The sequence below is a fragment of the Hymenobacter telluris genome, from assembly GCF_017313265.1.
GTDB classification, from domain to species: Bacteria; Bacteroidota; Bacteroidia; order Cytophagales; family Hymenobacteraceae; genus Hymenobacter; species Hymenobacter telluris.
In genome coordinates this window covers 38,324-55,891 of record NZ_JAFLQZ010000025.1, presented here as the reverse complement: position 1 = coordinate 55,891, position 17,568 = coordinate 38,324, and the positions used below count along the sequence as shown (strand labels likewise).

10 protein-coding genes are annotated in these 17,568 nt (G+C 45.8%); 4 read left to right on the top strand and 6 right to left on the bottom strand.

Going from position 1 to position 17,568, the window contains the following annotated elements; genetic code table 11:
• Positions 1-64: 64 nt before the first annotated feature.
• Positions 65-640: a hypothetical protein gene (locus tag J0X19_RS23150; RefSeq protein ID WP_206986797.1), complete on the bottom strand. Its 576-nt coding sequence runs from the start codon at positions 638-640 to the stop codon at positions 65-67.
• A gap of 161 nt (positions 641-801) precedes the next feature.
• Here J0X19_RS23150 and dptF point away from each other — a divergent pair, with 161 nt between their 5' ends.
• The 4 genes from dptF (at position 802) to J0X19_RS23130 (ending at position 10,508) form a co-directional block, all read left to right on the top strand.
• Positions 802-2,532: a DNA phosphorothioation-dependent restriction protein DptF gene (dptF, locus tag J0X19_RS23145; protein ID WP_206986796.1), complete on the top strand. Its 1,731-nt coding sequence runs from the start codon at positions 802-804 to the stop codon at positions 2,530-2,532.
• 1 nt (position 2,533) lies between these two features.
• Positions 2,534-3,940 (top strand): DNA phosphorothioation-dependent restriction protein DptG, encoded by a 1,407-nt coding sequence (gene dptG, locus J0X19_RS23140; protein WP_206986795.1) that lies wholly within the window; start codon positions 2,534-2,536, stop codon positions 3,938-3,940.
• Positions 3,941-3,947: 7 nt separating this feature from the next.
• Entirely contained in the window at positions 3,948-9,110 is a 5,163-nt protein-coding gene (locus J0X19_RS23135) for an FtsK/SpoIIIE domain-containing protein (RefSeq protein WP_206986794.1), read from the top strand.
• Positions 9,111-9,362: 252 nt separating this feature from the next.
• The gene (locus J0X19_RS23130) at positions 9,363-10,508 is read left to right on the top strand and encodes a cysteine desulfurase family protein (RefSeq protein ID WP_206986793.1); all 1,146 of its coding nucleotides are present in this window, start codon (positions 9,363-9,365) and stop codon (positions 10,506-10,508) included.
• Between the two features lie 4 nt (positions 10,509-10,512).
• Here J0X19_RS23130 and J0X19_RS23125 read toward each other — a convergent pair whose 3' ends face one another.
• From J0X19_RS23125 to dndC, 5 genes are all read right to left on the bottom strand, one after another.
• Positions 10,513-11,751, bottom strand: a complete 1,239-nt coding sequence (locus J0X19_RS23125) for a DGQHR domain-containing protein (protein ID WP_206986792.1) — start codon at positions 11,749-11,751, stop codon at positions 10,513-10,515.
• Positions 11,732-12,331, bottom strand: a complete 600-nt coding sequence (locus tag J0X19_RS23120) for a hypothetical protein (protein ID WP_206986791.1) — start codon at positions 12,329-12,331, stop codon at positions 11,732-11,734. The genes J0X19_RS23125 and J0X19_RS23120 overlap by 20 nt, the downstream gene beginning before the upstream one ends.
• Positions 12,332-12,354: 23 nt before the next feature.
• The gene (locus J0X19_RS23115) at positions 12,355-13,914 is read right to left on the bottom strand and encodes a DndE family protein (RefSeq protein ID WP_206986790.1); all 1,560 of its coding nucleotides are present in this window, start codon (positions 13,912-13,914) and stop codon (positions 12,355-12,357) included.
• Positions 13,915-13,928: 14 nt separating this feature from the next.
• The gene (locus tag J0X19_RS23110; protein ID WP_206986789.1) at positions 13,929-16,034 is read right to left on the bottom strand and encodes an AAA family ATPase; all 2,106 of its coding nucleotides are present in this window, start codon (positions 16,032-16,034) and stop codon (positions 13,929-13,931) included.
• Positions 16,035-16,100: 66 nt separating this feature from the next.
• Positions 16,101-17,489: a DNA phosphorothioation system sulfurtransferase DndC gene (gene dndC / locus J0X19_RS23105; protein WP_206986788.1), complete on the bottom strand. Its 1,389-nt coding sequence runs from the start codon at positions 17,487-17,489 to the stop codon at positions 16,101-16,103.
• Positions 17,490-17,568 lie beyond the last annotated feature (79 nt).

The window sequence follows — 17,568 nt, the reverse complement described above, 5'->3', positions numbered from 1 at the left end:
GCTCGCCCCATCAATTTGAAGCTGACCTGTTCCAACACCTACCTTAGCTCCCTGTCCGTTTCCACTAGACCACCCCAAGGATTGAACTATGGCTTCGGAGGTAATCAGCCCAAGCATCATGTATCTCAATTGCACCGTTTGTAAGTCGGTATGGAGCGCGGGCACTTGTGGCAGCTAATTCAGCTATTCGGCCGTTGACCTTATGCTCAGGCAGTCCTCGCGTCTCTGAAGCAAAGAAAGGGCGAATGAATCGGTAAGGTACCCACCGGAGCAACTCTCCCACTTGCTTGTAAAGCATTTCTAACTCCGTGGATGAAAGTGATAGCTTGAGTTGAGCCAAAAGGCTTGGTGCAGTAGGCCGGTTATCAACGGTTAAATAACTTGAGATGGTATCGGCTATAGGCTTAAATCCGTCCTGCTTACCGAAGGAGAGTTTGAAATAATCGAGTGGATACCACACACCTGCCATCATTAGGAGAGACAGCTCACGCAAAGTGACGCGGTTATTAGAGCTGATTTCTAAGCTCTCAAGTATGGCAAGCAACCAGTAAAACTTATATGAGTTAGTAGTATCCCCGAAAACAGCGGTGAGTTTCGCTATGTCTAATCGGGCATCTTCAGGTAGCGGTATGTCAAACATCTTATTTGTCCAAGTTCGGTTTCAGCCTACCTTTAGCTAGTTTAAGTAAGCCTGAAAGCAAAAGGTATAGCTTAACATACACATCTACGACGCAATCAGAAAGGGTATTACTACCCTAAGCTGCTCTTCTGCAGCAGACTCGTTACCCTTGCCATCTATATATGAGCCTGAAAAGTCTACTTGATACCCTTCGTATTTCATCAAAAGACGCCATAGTAAACGGCGATAGTGCCACTACCGGGGCTTTGAAAAACTACTTGCACGTCAAACGTAGCGTGGAAGAGCGGCTGAGTTCAATTATATCCCTAGGAAGTGCCCAAAGCAAGCCTAGGTTAATATTCGTCATCGGCAATGTTGGTGATGGCAAGTCACACCTCATGTCTAAAATGTGGGAAGCCCATGCTGCGGAACTTGGCAGGTACACCTTGCACAATGATGCCACAGAGAGCAATGACATTAACAAGACCTATATCGAAACGCTTTCTGAGGTCCTGGCTCCTTTCAACGACGCACAGCTCGCGGATACCTCAAATACCTCAAAGACGATAGTCGCGATAAACCTAGGCACCTTAGCTAACTTCCTGGCTGCAAAAGGAGATCTTTTCACCATACTGGGCGAGTATATCGAGAAGAATAATATTATGGAGGAGGGTGGGGCGGTAGCAGAAATAGAAAGTGACTATTTCAGTTTTATAAACCTTGCTGATTACCATATTTTCTCCTTAACTAAAGAAGGAGCCAAGGCTGACATCTTATTGGAATTACTGGAGAAGATAACAAAACCAAGCAAAAATAATCCATTTTACAATGCTTACCAGGAAACGTATGCCGAAAACCAGAATCTTGATAACTGCCCAATTAAATACAATTACGATTTAATTTCTGATAAGAAAGTTCAAGAATCACTTTCGAAGTTAATAATATTCATCCTTGTAAAGGATAAAGTTATCATCTCAATCAGGCAACTGTTGAATTGGATTTATGATATTCTCGTCGCGCCCAGATTTGCTAATCTTCCTTATGACAAAGTAATCGACTTATTAGATGATGGCACTGGAAAACACCAGTTCCATTACGACATATTACCATCCCTCCTTTTCGACAACGCTGGCACTTCAAATATACTAAAGCTTATAAGCAAGTACGACCCGATAAAAGAGGGAAATGAAGAGCTTGATAAATTAATAACCACGTTAGGAAAGACCCGGGCTCCGCTCAAGCACTTTATCAATGAAGGCTTAGTTCAAGGGCATTCACAATTATCCGCTTCGATAGAGACTGTTGATGTACAAGAGCGTGTCAAGCTATTTGTCCGGCTCAACTACCTATTGCAAAGCAATACAGACTTGATTGACAAGAATGAGAGTTTCACAGAATACACTCGAATACTATTCAGCTACCATTCTGGAGATAAAGCAGGTCTTAAGCCGCTTTACAACAACATGATGAATGCTATTTACCGTTGGAATGGGACAACCAAGGATAGTGGCAAGTCAGTGAATATTGGCGTGGGTAAAGACCAAACGGCCTATAAGATTACTCACGAGCTCGTTTTGGAGTTCAGCCCTGCTGTTCAAAGTCAAAACAGCACACCATCAATATACCGATTCGTAAAATTTGCCCCTATTTCGTTTAAAATAAAAAATGATTCTACGGTTTTCGATACAACAGTAGACTATAACCTTTATAAGCTTGCCGTGGATATGAACAAGGGCTACCGTGTCAACTTAGTAGACAAACGAGAACATCTTGATTTTTCAACCTTTGTGGACCGTATTAGCAATCATCAATCTTCGACTAAGGACTTAACCATACAGGTTTACCAGGGACAAATACAAGAAACGCACACTCTGAAATACGATGCAGGCTTTGATACCTTCCAATTCGAATAATATGTCAAGTATCTCATTCGACCTGGAAGGGGTCAAGAAAAATATGCTCGCGAAAGAGGGCACATTCAAGCACAATACCGGCAAACGAGCAAAGCTTTTTCCATTTGCTGCCAATGACGCCAAAGTCTTTAAAATGGAATATGACTTAGTAGACTTTGGAGGAATAGCAGCTGCTTGCTACCGCGAATGCGCTGCGCTTTCGCATAAAACCAATTTCAACAAAGCTGAGTTTATTCAGCAGGCTTGTTTAAAGGCTAGTGCCTCGAACCCTGCGGCCTTGACCGACATAATAGAAAAAGTCGCATTTGATGACAGTGGCCGACTGTATGCATATGACACCGAAGTGTATGCTTATTTGAATTTTGCATACCCAATCGAGGCACTTACAAATATAGCAAGGTACATCACCTCTCTGCTATTTGACGATGAGCTGAAGGCAGCGTTTCGAACCATGGCGAAAGGCGAGCCTCAGAACCTGCTTTACAAACTGCTTTCCACATCCTTCCCTCCTACAGTCCAGGAATTGAAAGAAGATGAGCATTTTTACATGCCCTCGGAAACTATCAAAGCAAAATTTAAGGATGATTTTAATTTTTTAATAGCTAACAACCATAAATATAAATTTGTCGAGTATTTTCCGACGTTGATAAAATTTTATTTTTTTCGATCTGTAACAGATTTAAGTTTAGAGCTAAATTCTTTTATCGCTCAAGCTAAAAAGCCAATAATATTTTTCTCGCTGGATTGGGAGAAGCTTCAGGCTTCTCGTCCTGCCTCTAATAATGGCTGGAAGTTGTTTGACGCCATGTTGGACTCAATGTTTATACATGCCAACACCTTTGAGCTTCTCAGTTACATCAACCTACCAATTGCACGTACCGGCTATAATGAAATAGAGTCATTTGTGAAACAGTCAGCCGATGCTGATCATCGGCAGCTGGCTAATACCATCGACCAAGTTACTGTATTCTATAAAGAGAAGAACCCCCAGGTGGAGTGGGCTAATCTACCGCTGAGTCATAATGATGCTGAGAGGATGCCAGTTCAAAGGGCAATCAATACCCTTTGGAAATCCATCGAGTATCAGTTCACAACGACAAAGAAACGCCAGCTGAGGGCTTATAAACACCTGTTCGTTCAGTTTGCCAAATTCAATTTCGGCAAGAAAAGAGGACCAAATGGTTATTCCTTAAGCCTCAAGCACGCAGACGTACTCTTCCTCACTACCCTGAGCATTGGGGCCCAGGACAAAGTTCGCTTGAAAGACCTCCGAAAGGAGTTTGAAGACCGGGGCATATTTCTGGACGGCATATCCTGGACCCATTTGATTGACTATTACGAAAAGGTGAACATGCTAGAAAAGAAGAGTGACAGCGGCGATGGGCAATATGTTAAACACCTGAACTAGTGTACCCATGCACAACGCAAGTTTTTTTGAATATACAGCTGGGGTTATACTAGACTTCTTCGCAAACTCGGATTTCCTGGCAGGAGACCATTACCAAGTATCCTTTGAACATCGTGATGATGTTCTCGGTCAGCAGGCTGGCTTACAGGCAAAAGCTATTGATTACGAGGGGGTTGAGGTTGGAAAATTCTCCTATAAGAATTATGAGACGCTGAAACTTGTCTATAAGGGCTGCGACCTAATTATTGCAACCAGTAACAATGTAGAAGGAGACTTCCTAACGGCGCTCCGAAACAGGGTTGTGGAGCAAAGCACCCCGGAGTTCAAAGGTGCAGCGGTGTTATTCATACATAACACCTCGCTGGACAGCATTATCGGAGGTTGTAAAAACCTTATGGATGCCGGCATGCCCTTGAACTACCAGTCGCTTCGACAGAACATCACCGAAGATGCGGCAAAATCAACGAGCTTAAAGAAATACGAAAAGGTTATTTTATCTGAATCGCTGAATCGGCTTGGAGTAGAAGCCGACGAGAGCTACAACCTCTTTGACTTCGAGGCCTACTTCTCCATTTTGGAGCAAGGCACTATTACCTTAAAGGACTATGCAGCTTTGAGTATATTCCCTGATCAGGACCTTGCCAATACTACCAAGGAGGCCGAGATAAAGAAGAGGCTGCAGAAAAATGAAGAATGGTATACTGAGATAAATAACGGCTTCCAGTATGGAGGCGTTGAGAATGTTCTAGATAAGCACTTTAGCACCGCTGGTGTAAGTAAAATAATCAAGAACGAGGACCATTGGAAGGAGACCGACTTCGTTGACCTGGTGAAGTGGAACGATGACAAAAATAAGGTCACCATTCCTTTCATCCTTGAAGACAAGGGGGAAACAGAAGATAAGCTCATCTGCTGGAGTAAGGTTGAGGGTGACACGGCAACCCAAAAGAAACGGCGTCACATCATCATTTTTAATCCTGATGGTAAAGAGGTCATATCCCACTCCATCGATTTCAATGCAAAACTGAAAGATGGAACGCCCAAATCGACCTGTTTAAATAGTAGTACAACAATACAAATAGTCCACAAGTCTATACTCTTCGATATTAAGCTCCAAAATCCTAATGAATTAGCGTATTCTAAAATTACTTATAAGCACAAGAACTACACTTTCGTCTTTTTCATTCTCATCCTACCTATTGAGCACACTTTGATTGAAGGGCTTAAACCCCACTACCTAGTTAAGGAGGCTAAGAAAAGTATTCACTTGGCTCTTGACACCGAAGTGCTCAATTTGAGGCAGGGATGGCCTCCGTTGTTGGTGCAGGACTTAGAACTGGGTACCGAGTATCCTTTTTCCACTGAGCCTGATGCTTTTGTTGAAGTCAAGGAAAGCTCCTACGAATTTGACCAAGAGCTCAAAGAGATCAATCTGGTGTTTGAGGGAGTGGTACTTCCCGCACGCATCACAACCCATGCGAATCGGGCGAAAGAGATATCAGGCCTGGATGTGTGGAATCTGAAGCGGGTACATTCAGAGTCTTTCAGAACTTATGTGTCGGAGTCTAATGCGGGCTACGAAACCATAATTCTCACCCAGGGTACCCATAAGTATTATCCAGTTGCTGCCTTCAGAAATAATCTCAAGCTTGAAGAGCAACTAATCCGCTCATCGGCTCTGGCACACTACCAGTTACTTGATGGGACGTTGGAAGTGCGGGACTCTATACCGAATGAAGACCCCATCTACCAAACTTACCAGAGCATTATCAACTACTTCGTCCGCAAGGGCTTGTTACCGAGCCTGGCGTTTATTGATGATGAGCTCGCCAACCTGTATGCTTCCTATGTAGAAACCTTTATTGACCGACTCCAACGGCTAGAAGATAACAGCGCCGTGAGCAAGAGTGATAAGAAGCTACTCTACATTGGGACGGTGCAAGAGCTGGTGGCAGAGCGAATGCTCATATGCACACCGCTTCATCCTCTAAATGTTGCTTATCAGCTAGCGATAAGAAACGAGGTACAACATCACTCCTTGCCGAAATACTTGTTGAGCAAGTTTTCTCCGGCCAATCTTCTTCCCTTCATCAAAGTGGATGTTAAGGGTCGGAATTCAAATTATCTGTATTATCAGACCCTTAGCCAGAGCCATTCGCCTGAGTGGCAATACTACTATTCCGACGAAATAAGTAAGCATTCGACTCGTGACTTCATTCCGAGGCTGGTACTTGAGAAGATTGAGCAATTTATCACTCACTTCTCGGTGTTGTTCGTTGACAACAAGCCTGCACTAAAAATCAACGTTATTAACCAGGGGGATTGCCAGGAAGTGCTGCAGGGCATACTGGATTATTATGCCAAATTCTTAAGCAAGAGCGCTAAGAATGGCGTTGAACACGCCTTAGCGATAAGAGTCAATATCTATGGTTCGACCGATTATTCTACGAAGTTTGAGGAGATAACATTATGGAATAATCCCAACTTCGTCGAAAAAGAGATTGGCGTAAAACTTAATGTGGCTCCCGATACGGTTACAGATTTGTTAGAAGCCTTCAATACCAAGGTGTCGTTTTTCAAGCTAGAGGATGAACAGTACGCCTACTCTCATCTTTCCTTCTATGAATTTGACCCTAGCGAGGTAAAAAAGTCACATTACAGCTCTGATAATATTCCAACGGGAATTAGTCTGAATGGCTTGCTTTCGGACGTTCCCTCCGTTCACGAAGCGGACTCTTACCGTACGGGGTTTGGCACAAAGCATATATCATCCAAGCGAGGCTTGTTAACGTCATTAGCCTCCTTGTATAATGCTTATGCTACGGTTGCAGTTACTGAAGACCCATTTTCGCAGGGCGTAACCAACGCTTTAGTAGTAAGCAAAAACTCGCGCAGCACCTTTGAAAAGGTAGCCTATTCTTCGTTATGGGTCACCTTTATCAACCCACGGGTTGACCTAAGCTTTTTCAAGAACTTTAAAGATGTAGTAATCATACACTACAGTGACCAGTACAATAATGCTAGTGGGTATGATGCTATAACCATAACAAGCAAGTGGGAGCCCTATCGGGCAACCATTTTGGAGTCTCTTCAAGCAGAAGGCGTTGACGCGACCCGGCTAGATATCGTTCACATCATTAACATGTTTAATGCCGTGAATGGGAACTGGTTACTTCACATGCATGATGCTACCGTTACAGGTGACCACTCTAAACTCGAAAAGCTTAGCTTGCTAAGTGCGGTTAAAACCGCTTTGGCCGTTTTCCATCACGAGAACATCACCTGGATACCAATATCGCTAGAAGAAATCCTGCGCATTTCGCGTCCAATTGGATTAACGCAAGCAGAGGGTCTGTTTTCGGTAAAAAACCTGGAGGGGCAGGGTAAATTCACCGATGACATCCTCCTAATTGGCTTAGAGCAAAGGGATCATCAATTGCTGATGACCCTGTATCCACTGGAAGTTAAAATCGGGAAAAATGATGCCAGCGTTGAGCGTAAAGCATTAGAGCAGGGACGTAAGACCCTGGAGCTACTGAACAGCTATCTTATCGAGGACAAAAGCTTCACAGCGAAAATTTACCGCAATTTTTTTGCAAAGCTTGCCCTGATAGGTGCAGAGAAATACGCGCTATATGAAGTATGGCCAGCATATCAGGAAAAGTGGCTGAAAGTAGCGGAGTGGCGCAAGGAACTGCTCAACGACCAATTTATAGTCAGCAGCCATCTACAAGAATACATTGGTGAATACGCAGTTCTTAAGTACACGTGGACTGATGAGTTTATGGTTCGCTCGTTGCGGTACGAGGACGACGCATGCATTATAGAATTACTCAAGCAGGATGCCCTTGATTACATCACCGAAAGCATTGATGATTTGAAGGTGCGGTTTCATGAAAGCAAAGTGCACACTATAGAAGCACGGCAGCTTTTGTTTAGCAAGTATCACCCTCACAAAGTCACTCACCACGAAATCCGTCCACAGGCTACGCCTCAGGTGGTTGCTATTGAGGTGGAGGCTTCCCTCCTTCCTAGGGTTGAACATAAGGCAGTGGTGGCCACTAACAACAAGCTGGTATTTGATAAGATTGATAAACAAGAAATTTTATCCATATATGAAGCAGTTTATAGTAAACTGACGGCGATTAATGTTGCCATTAAAAAGGACATAGCTTCGGAAATCAACTTTCTGGAGGGGCCGGCATTTTATAAACTCGAGGTGCGTCCGCAGCCTAGCACGACCTTTAAAAAGATAGTAAATGCAGGCCAGGAGTTGAACATTGCCCTCAAACTGAATGCTGGCCAGCAGGTGCGGGTTTTTCAAGACAAAGGCAAGGTGTGGGTTGAAGTACCGAAGCAGGATAACCAAAAGGTGGTTGTTACGACAGCCCATATATGGGGAAGCTTCACAAAGTCGGATGACTTTGAAATTCCGTTTGGGATGGATGTAGACGGTAATGTGGTAAACCTCAACTTCTCTTCCTCGAACTCTCCTCACCTCTTGCTAGCGGGAACTACGGGTTCGGGTAAGTCTGTGGTGCTTGATACGCTTATACGGGGGGCAGCCCAACTCTATGAGTCGACCGAGCTGAACATGTTTTTGGTTGACCCCAAAGGCAATGAGCTCATCGATTTTGAAAGTTTGCCCCACGTTCCGCAACCGAACGGTACAACTTCAGCTGACGCCATTGCTTTGCTAGAGGGCTGTGTTCAGGAGATGGAGTCTCGATACCAAGCTTTTGTGGGGAAAGAGTTGCGCGCAGCCCATAATAAGGCGGCGAAGGACATTGTGCAGTACAACCAAATGGTCGCTGAGCCGGGCAAGAAGATACCCCGCTGGTTGGTGGTGCTTGACGAGTACTCCGACTTATTGGACGAAGACCCGGGCAATAAGCCCATCATTGAAACGCTACTGCGTCGATTAGCGCAAAAAGCGAGGGCAGCTGGCATTCACGTAATTCTAGCCACTCAAAAGCCTCTGGCTACTATCGTGAGTTCTGTGATCAGAGCTAATCTACCAGCAGTCATAGCACTGAAGGTGAGGACAGCGGGAGACAGCCGCGTTATACTTGATGACAGTGGAGCCGAAACGCTTGCCGGCCGAGGCGATTCACTCTTCAAAAACGGCGCAGGCGACCTAATCAGAGTTCAATGTGCTATTCATAAGTAACCTGATTATGGTTTGACATACCGTCCAGGTGCACTAGATCATTTACCGGGCTCCAATCATTTGATTGGAGCCCTTTGTTATGTATTCCTATCGAAAGCAAGTTTCAAGCAAACATGATCGTCAAGTGAAGGCAACCCCAACAGGGAAGTTCTACTGACAAGAGCAGCAGAGCAGGACATTTCATGAAAAGGAGGTCAGTTTGTTATACCTACAAGACATCCTTGGGTACCTTTGCCGAATAGCTCAGCCGCCATGATTTACCTCGATAACAACGCCACAACCCGTCTTGATCCGCGTGTATTGGAAGCTATGATGCCCTTCTTGACGGAAGAATACGCTAACGCAGCTTCAACCCACCCATTCGGGGTGCGGGCCCATGAGGCAGTGAAGCTAGCCCGACAACAGGTGGCCCAGCTGCTGGGATGTGAACCAACTGAATTGATCTTTACCTCGGGTGCGACGGAGGCCATTAACCTAGCCATTAAGGGAGTAGCAGATAGTTACGCTAGCCGGGGTAAGCACATTGTAACTGTGCAAACGGAGCACACCGCCGTACTAGATGTATGCCGCTACCTGGAGGGCCGCGGCTACGAAGTGACCTACCTGCCGGTGCAGCCGGACGGATTGTTGGACCTGGCTACTGTGCAACAAGCCATCCGGCCGGACACTATCCTGGTTTCGGTCATGGCGGTGAATAACGAGACTGGGGTAATTCAGCCGATTCAGCAAATAGCAGAGCTGGCCCACGCGGCGGGGGCACTGTTTATGACGGATGCCACCCAGGCGGTGGGCAAAATGCCGCTGGACGTAGAGCAGCTGGGGGTAGACCTATTGATGTTTTCAGGCCACAAACTGTATGGGCCCAAAGGCGTGGGCGGGCTTTACGTGCGCCACCGCAAACCGCGCCGCGTGAAAATGGATGCGCTGTTACACGGCGGCGGGCATGAGCGGGGGATGAGGAGCGGTACGCTCAATGTGCCAGGTATTGTGGGCCTAGGGCAAGCCGCCGAGCTGTGCCGCCAGACCATGAAAGAGGAGACAGTACGGATAGAAGCCCTGCGGGATGAGTTGGAAGCTGGCTTACTCGCTATACCTGGCACCCGAGTGAATGGGAACCGTGCGCATCGGCTCTACAATACCACCAACATTCTCTTTGAGGGCTGCGATTCTGACGCCATGATTATGGGGCTGGAGGGTATTGCTGTTTCAAATGGGTCGGCTTGCACTGCCGCGTCTGTGGATCCTTCACATGTGTTGTTAGCTATGGGGCTAAACGAAACGGAAGCATTTTCATGCCTCCGTTTTAGTTTGGGAAGGTTTTGCTCAGAAACTGATATTAATATATGTGAAAGTTTGTTGGGTGAAGTTGTTGGTCGCCTCAGGAGTTATGCTTTATAGTTTTTTACTCACTAAATACCAAGTTGATCAAATCCTCGCTAAGCTTGGTTTTACCTACGCTACTGTAAGCGTAAAGACTCTCGTTATTGTTGTTTAGCAAGGTTATATTTTTAGCTCTAGAAAGATGGTTTTCAAAAAAACTAGTTGAAATATTTTTATTCTCAAGACTGGCTGGAAATATTTTTACAAGTAAGTCAATAAGAGCTAAGTATCCTATTGTTCTTTGAAGTGGATTGTCAGGTGTTTCCGATGGCTCCCACCAACTTTTCCCATTTTTGTCTTTGAATACTCGCTTAACTGCGGTGAAATAATTTAACAATGTCAAATAAATTAAATTGTCTTTGTTGGTTGCGTAGAAAGATCTGAAAATAGTTCTGCCACTGCCGCCATTTGTAAAATAGCTTCGCTCATAGTTCCTTTCCTCTTCTGATAATTTAATATTAGGTGAAATTAATGTGAGAATTGATTTTATAAACATTCCTTGCGATATTGGGCTAAAGTCCCCTTTGTCCTTTTTGGCTAACAGCCTTATTCTTTTATAAAATGGAGCAATTTCAGCGGATTTAGAATCTGTATATTTTAGACCATTTAATTGTAGGGCAATTGCTAATGAAGTTTTTTGCGGTGAATCTTTTTGGGTTAAACCAAATAAATCAAATACCAAATCTTGCGAAACTTTAACTGGTGTTCTATTGATAGTAGAGAATATCATTGCTTGATATTCTATCGGAGCATCTATAAAAAAAGATACTACGAATTCAAAGTTGTTTAATTTTTCTAATGTTTCTGTATCACCGTTATTAAAGGATTCTTTTATAGCCTCTTGCATTCCTTTGAATCTGTGTTGCCCATCAAATATCTGCAAATATACAGGCGCTTCCTCCGAAGAAATATTTACCTTAGATAGGTCAATGTTTAAAGAAATGTTATTGCCGTCTTCAATTTCGTTTAAGATTAGTGCAGATGGAACTGATACAAGGATATTACTGGGGAAGCAAGCGTATTCATCTTTAAGCAAGTACTCTTTGATAGAATCAACTCTAATAGGACTTGGTTTTCTTTGAATCTGTTTGTTGTATAAAGGCATCCCATTATTGTCATAATCGACAATTATTCTATGATTGACCGTTGATAGGTTTAAAAGCAAAGATGCCTTTATTTTGCCAATGACAAAGTCAACATTATTCTGATGAACTCGTTGGCAGTCAATAGTCAGGATTGAATTACTCTGTTGTGAAGCCATCGGTATTATCTCTGTCGTTCAAGTTCTTTCTATCCTGGTCAAGCTTCTCTCTGTAGCTTAAAATATAACTCTTCTGTAGTAAAAACATTTTCTTACCACATGATATAGAATACCCTAAAGTTAAAGTCGATATGATTAGAGAAATCCATAAATGGGAATAGTTAAAGTTGCTTAGAAAGTTAGATTGAAATATGTATAATATAGTAGATGTTATCAGTATTATAAAGCCGATGGTTAGAATAGTAGATTTGAGTGTATCATATGAGTCAACTTCTTCTGGTTTTAAATCGCTAGGAATATTTTCTTGAAGATAGAATAGATTAGTCGCAACAATACTCATGCAAAGTATTGGCAATGAGCCGTTGTTGAGAAAGCAAAGAATATTACTGTTGTTGATAATTGCTTCAACTATAGCAGCTAGTATGAAAGGAAATATATTGATGACAACAGAAGTCAAAAACCATTTCTTTGACTTGCTCCTATGTCTACTCTTTAAACCATCGATAACTTTAACCTGATCCTGATCAGGAAAAAACAACCAGTTCCAAACCCAAAAGGAAAATTTATTAAGAGCAGTCATTTGCATATAAGCTATTTCCGGGACTATTCAATTTCAAACAATTCACCACGCTTAAACTCCTTCACGTTAGTTACGGCCAACCCCTTCTTAATCTTGCTCACGCTCTGTCCTAACAGGCGGGTTTCGGCTTCGCTGAAGCCTAGGAAGCGCGACATAGATTTCAGATTCAAGCGGTCTTTGATTTCGAGCAGCACGGCGTTTTCGCACATGCTGGAGAAGTCGAAGGCGGGTTGGTTGAACTCTTCGATGCCTTGGGAGAGCAGCACCACGGCCACGCCCTTCGAGCAGATTTCACGCAGCATGCGTTCCAGCAGGTCCTGGGACTTCTTGTCCTTGAACAGCACGTGGGCCTCGTCAATCAACAATACGTAGCGCATGGCCTGCACCCCGTCGTTGATGGGGGCATTCTCCATGTTCATAAAGGTGTTGTAGATGTAGTAAATGGTCAGGAACGTGGCCGTGAAGCGGATGGTCTTGTCCAAGTCGCCGGAGAGGCTGAAGTAGTAGTTCTGGTTGAGGAAGCTACCCTTAGAATCGGCCTTGCTGGCGAACAGCTTGTAGTCGCTCAGGCTGCGCATGATTTCGGTAAGCGTGTCGGGCTTGCTTCCGGTAATCTCCAAAAGGCAGTCGCTAATGTCGCTTAGAGACGGATAGTTGCCACCCTTCTTGCGGGCAAAAGCCTCTTTGGTGGCATCCTTGAGCTGCTGGGTTTGAGTGGCACCCGTCCGCTGAGTGTACGTAGTGATGATGTCTACGAATTTGCTAATCCCAGTGAGCCGATTCTTCTCATTCACATTGTCTATGAACATGAGCGGGTTAAGCGGGATGGGTTTCTGCGGAACGTCGATGAACGTAGTCTTGGTTCGGTCAAAGAACGGCTGCAAGGCTTTCACATCCTCGTTCTTCAGTTCTTTGAAATCGAGAAAGAGGTAATTGAGGCTACCGTTTGAGATTTCAACAACCTGCTGCAGCAGGTTCAACGCAAACTCTGTCTTACCGCTATCAGAATCACCCACTACGGCCAAGTGTGCATTGTTACGCACGTTGGTATCGTTGAGCACCACGCGAATGGGGGTGCGGGCTTTATCTAGCGAATGACCGAACTGCAGCGTAAGCGGGCCAGCGAAGTGACCTTTGCTCGGTGTTGGGTTCTTATCGTTGATGATGGCGCCCGCGGTTACGTCCTCGAGTGCCTCGGAACCCCGTTCGATGTGCTCAATCAGGAAGTCGAGGCCAGTGTAGCTTTTGCTCTCCGTGAAGAGCTTATTTAGCTTTTCCAAGCCATCATCGACGTGCATTTTTAGGTAACGAGGCAGGTTAAGGTCTTCCTTGTGGATACCATAATGCTGGCAAACGAGGGCTACGTAATAGGGCTTGTTCGCACCGAATAGGGTTTCCTCCTTGTACTCCTTACCCTTGCTGTCGCGAATGTCTTCCAAATGGAGGCGGGTGCCTCGGGAAATGGAATAGGCTAAAGCAATGCGCGAAATGACATTCTCTGACTGACCCTGCGGGAACATCCGCCGGGTGAGTTCCGATATGATGGTCTTATTGGCCTCGGAAGTTCTAATGTGTAATACCACGGGTATTATGCGGCTTAGGAGTGGTAGAGGGCAGAATACCGCTCGAAAAGTTGATCTGGTACTACTTCTTCGAAGCCCGACTCATCCGAATCCTTGTTGATGATCAGGTAGGACTTAGCCACCCGGGGCAGCAGCAAGTCGTATTCACGGGCCGAGAGTTCCTTGTTGATGAGCGGAAACAGAATGACTTGATCGGCAATGCTGGGGTAGAAATGCTTGACGATATTCTCGGCGTGTTGGTCATCGAATTTCTGCATGGGAGAGTCGATGAAAACCGGGAAATCGAAGTCGGATTCTTCTACCAGGCCGTAGAGCAGGGCGGTAGCATACAGCTGCTGCTCCCCTTTGGACAGACCTTCCTTCAGAATTACCTCACCGCGCTTGTTGTAGAGCTCAATTTCGATCAGGTCGCCCATGATGCGAACTTCTACATTTTTGACGAAGCCCTTCTTGTGCATGAGCATGCCCAAGCCCTTCAAGATTTGCTGTTCGAGTGACTTTTTCTTGCGCTCTTTATAGAGCACGATGTAGTCGCGCAGGCGTTGGGACAAGGCTTCCGTCAGCAAGTCTTTCTCTTTGTCCTGCTCGGAAGCTTTAAGCTTTTTGCGCAAGCCTTCCAGCTGTTTTTCTCTTTGAACGATACTATTTTGGTGCCCTTCGTTGGCTTGGTTCAGCCGGCCAATTTGTTCAGCGAGGCTTTCGATTTGTTCGTCCAGCTCCCGCTTGCGCTGACGATCAGCCTTTACTACGGCATCCTCAGACAGCGATTCGGACTCAACAATGCGACGATTGATCTGAATGAGCTCGTTGCGGGTTTGGTTGTATTCAAAGTGCAACCGTTTGAACTGTTCGCGGAACGACAGTTTTAGGTTAGTCACCATCGTCAGCAGCTGGGCTCTTTCCGATTCCGTTAGGTCATGCAGCAAGCGAAAGTCCGCCGGAAAATCCGGAGCGTCGGAAATTAGATGCTCTTTGATCAGCTTGCGGAAGGTGGTGTTGTAGAAGTCGCGGAGGCTATCGTCGGTACTGATACCGGAACGGTGGATTTCTTCTGAAAGACCGTTCAAGATCTTCTCTTCAATGACCGAAGCGTTGCCTTGCTTGTAATGGACCTCTTTGTATTCGGCTTCCAGATTTACCTGCTCTACTACCTCCCCAAGTTTGCTCGCAGCAATAGCGAAGGGCACCAAATCGTAGGACTTGGCTAGCTCAGCCTGAACTTCTGAGAGGCGGGTTTCTAATGTTTGACCAGTAGAACGTAATACTTCGAGTTCTTCTAAGGTAATGAGGTTGTTGAAGCGAATCAGCTTCTTCTGAATTTCATCGGATTCAAAGCGGAGCGCCGTTCGCTCGTTTTTCAGATCTTCAATCTTCCGGGTATTGCTGTCGATAGAGTCGCGGAATCCAGTGATTTCTGCATCGAGCGTATCGATGATTCCCCGTTCCCGCGCATTAGCCGTGCGGGCGCGAAGACGCAGCTGGGTTTCCTCGATTTCGGTTTTGGTGTCCTCGTATTTCTTGATGCCGAGAATCTCCGAGTAAGCGCGGCTCAGCTTTTTACGCTGCTCGTTGGTGTTGACTTCGGCCAAGCTTACAATCTTCTCGGCGTCGAAAAAGAAGAACTTGGCTATTTCGATGGGCAGCAGGTAGTCGCGGATAAAGTGCTCCTCGCCGCGGGCCTTTTCATCACTAAGGCCCTGAATCAGCTCGTTTTCGAAACCATCGATTAAGATTTCTAGATCCTCGCTGGCTGTGCGCGTGTTGTAAGTACGCTTGATGGTGATTTCACTGCACGTCAGCGCCGGAATGATGGCATCGGTCAGCGTAAGCTTTACGGAGAAGGAAGTATCCTCCTCCGCCTTGGCCTGACGGTTAAGACTCGTAACGATGTACTTAGCGTAACCACCCTTCTCATCTATTTCCCGCTTGTAAAGGTCATCCACTTCGTGCATCTGCCGCCCGTAGAGGCACCAGACCAACGACATGAGGAAAGTGGTTTTACCGAATCCGTTCTTACCGCTAATGACATAGATGTTTTGGCCATCCTTTGGAGAGAGGTCCACCACATTATGTCCGCGGTAAATGCGGAAGTTGTTAAGCTCAATACTTTTGATAATCATGCTACTACGCGATTAACGCGCCATCAAGAATGACGCGTTGACTGGCAAAAAGGAATGAAACGGCGATTAAACCGTTGCGGAAACCGATAGCGAGTCACTGGAATCGGCGAGGTTCATGGCGTCGAGCTCTTTGCCTTCGAGCTGCTGGGCTTTGATATACTCATCCAACAAGTTTTCAATATCATTCTGCAGACCCCGTTTGCGCTGCATAAGCGACTTGGTCTTGATGATTTTGACGGCATTCTGGATGAGGTCGAAATGATCGAGGTTGTCTTTGCATACTTCCCGCATCCACTTTTCCTCTTCCCGGATCTTGTTGGTATACTTACTCATATCGAGGTGGGTATTGAACACAGCGTTATAAATATCCGCTACGTTATAGTTAAAAATACCGTCTCGATACCAAGTAACTTGTATAGCCACTAGTTCTTGGTGGGTAATAAAAGTCATCGTTGGATCGTATTCGTCGCGAATGACCTTTTGTGCCTCCAGTAGGCGCTTCAGAATTTCGGCCCGCGTTTCGGGTAAATATGGCCCCCAAAAGCCTTCTCGGATGCTGCCGTTGCGCAAGTGCTTCTGGCGGTACTGCTCGGGGTTATCACGGGCTTCGATAAGAAAGTCGCGGAGCTCTGACAGAGGCTCCATCCATCCTTCGCCATTCATGATAAGCCCGTCCATGGACTTATCCTTAACGACGACGGTGCAGACCCAGCAGCCAAAACGGCTTTTACCGCATGAAGGCGTCTCATCATCGATTACCAGTGGGCAGTCGGCTTCCGTGCTGGCATTTCGGTACAGCGTGATCAATTCTTTGTGTGTTCCACCCCATGGTGGTGGCACCTGGCTCAGGTACTGCCACAGCTCGTTGGTTTCAATGTCCTTGATGGGAGCGTACACATATGCATTCGGCAGCACGTGCTTACGCAGTCGGTGGCCGTGGACGGCGTGCTTGGCCATGGACCGGGAACGACGGGAGCTTTCTGCTGACCGAGTACCTAGGAGGATGATTACCTCACCCGCGTCACTGATCTTAGTGCGAATGAATTGGGTAGTTGGGTTAATCTTTAGGCGCTCGGTGCACCAACGGAAGGTGCTAGAGGGTGCTGGGTAGCCTTTGCCTAATAGATTGGTCCAGAAGGAATCTTCGAGGCGCGGAATGGTGCGCTGCACCAAGAAGGGCATGCTTTGAGCCGTAGCAGCACCTTCAATGCGGTGCAGGGTATCTTCAATGAACCGAACGATGCGCGGGTTTTCCACCATGGTGTCGTTGCACACAACGTACACGGGACGGTGGCGAAGCTCTTCAGGTAGTTTCTGCACGGCTTTCCAAACCAGTTGGAGAAGCATCGTGGAGTCCTTCCCGCCGCTGAAACCCACAATCCAAGGCCGGTTGTTGTCTTCGGCCAGGTATTGGTCTTGGATTTCTGATTCTATAAAGGGGAGGATTAAAGCCATTTCTTTGGAGTAGGTCCATTGCTGTTCTGCCACTAGACAGAATTCATGCAACATTTTCAAAGGTACCTAAAGTAGCTCG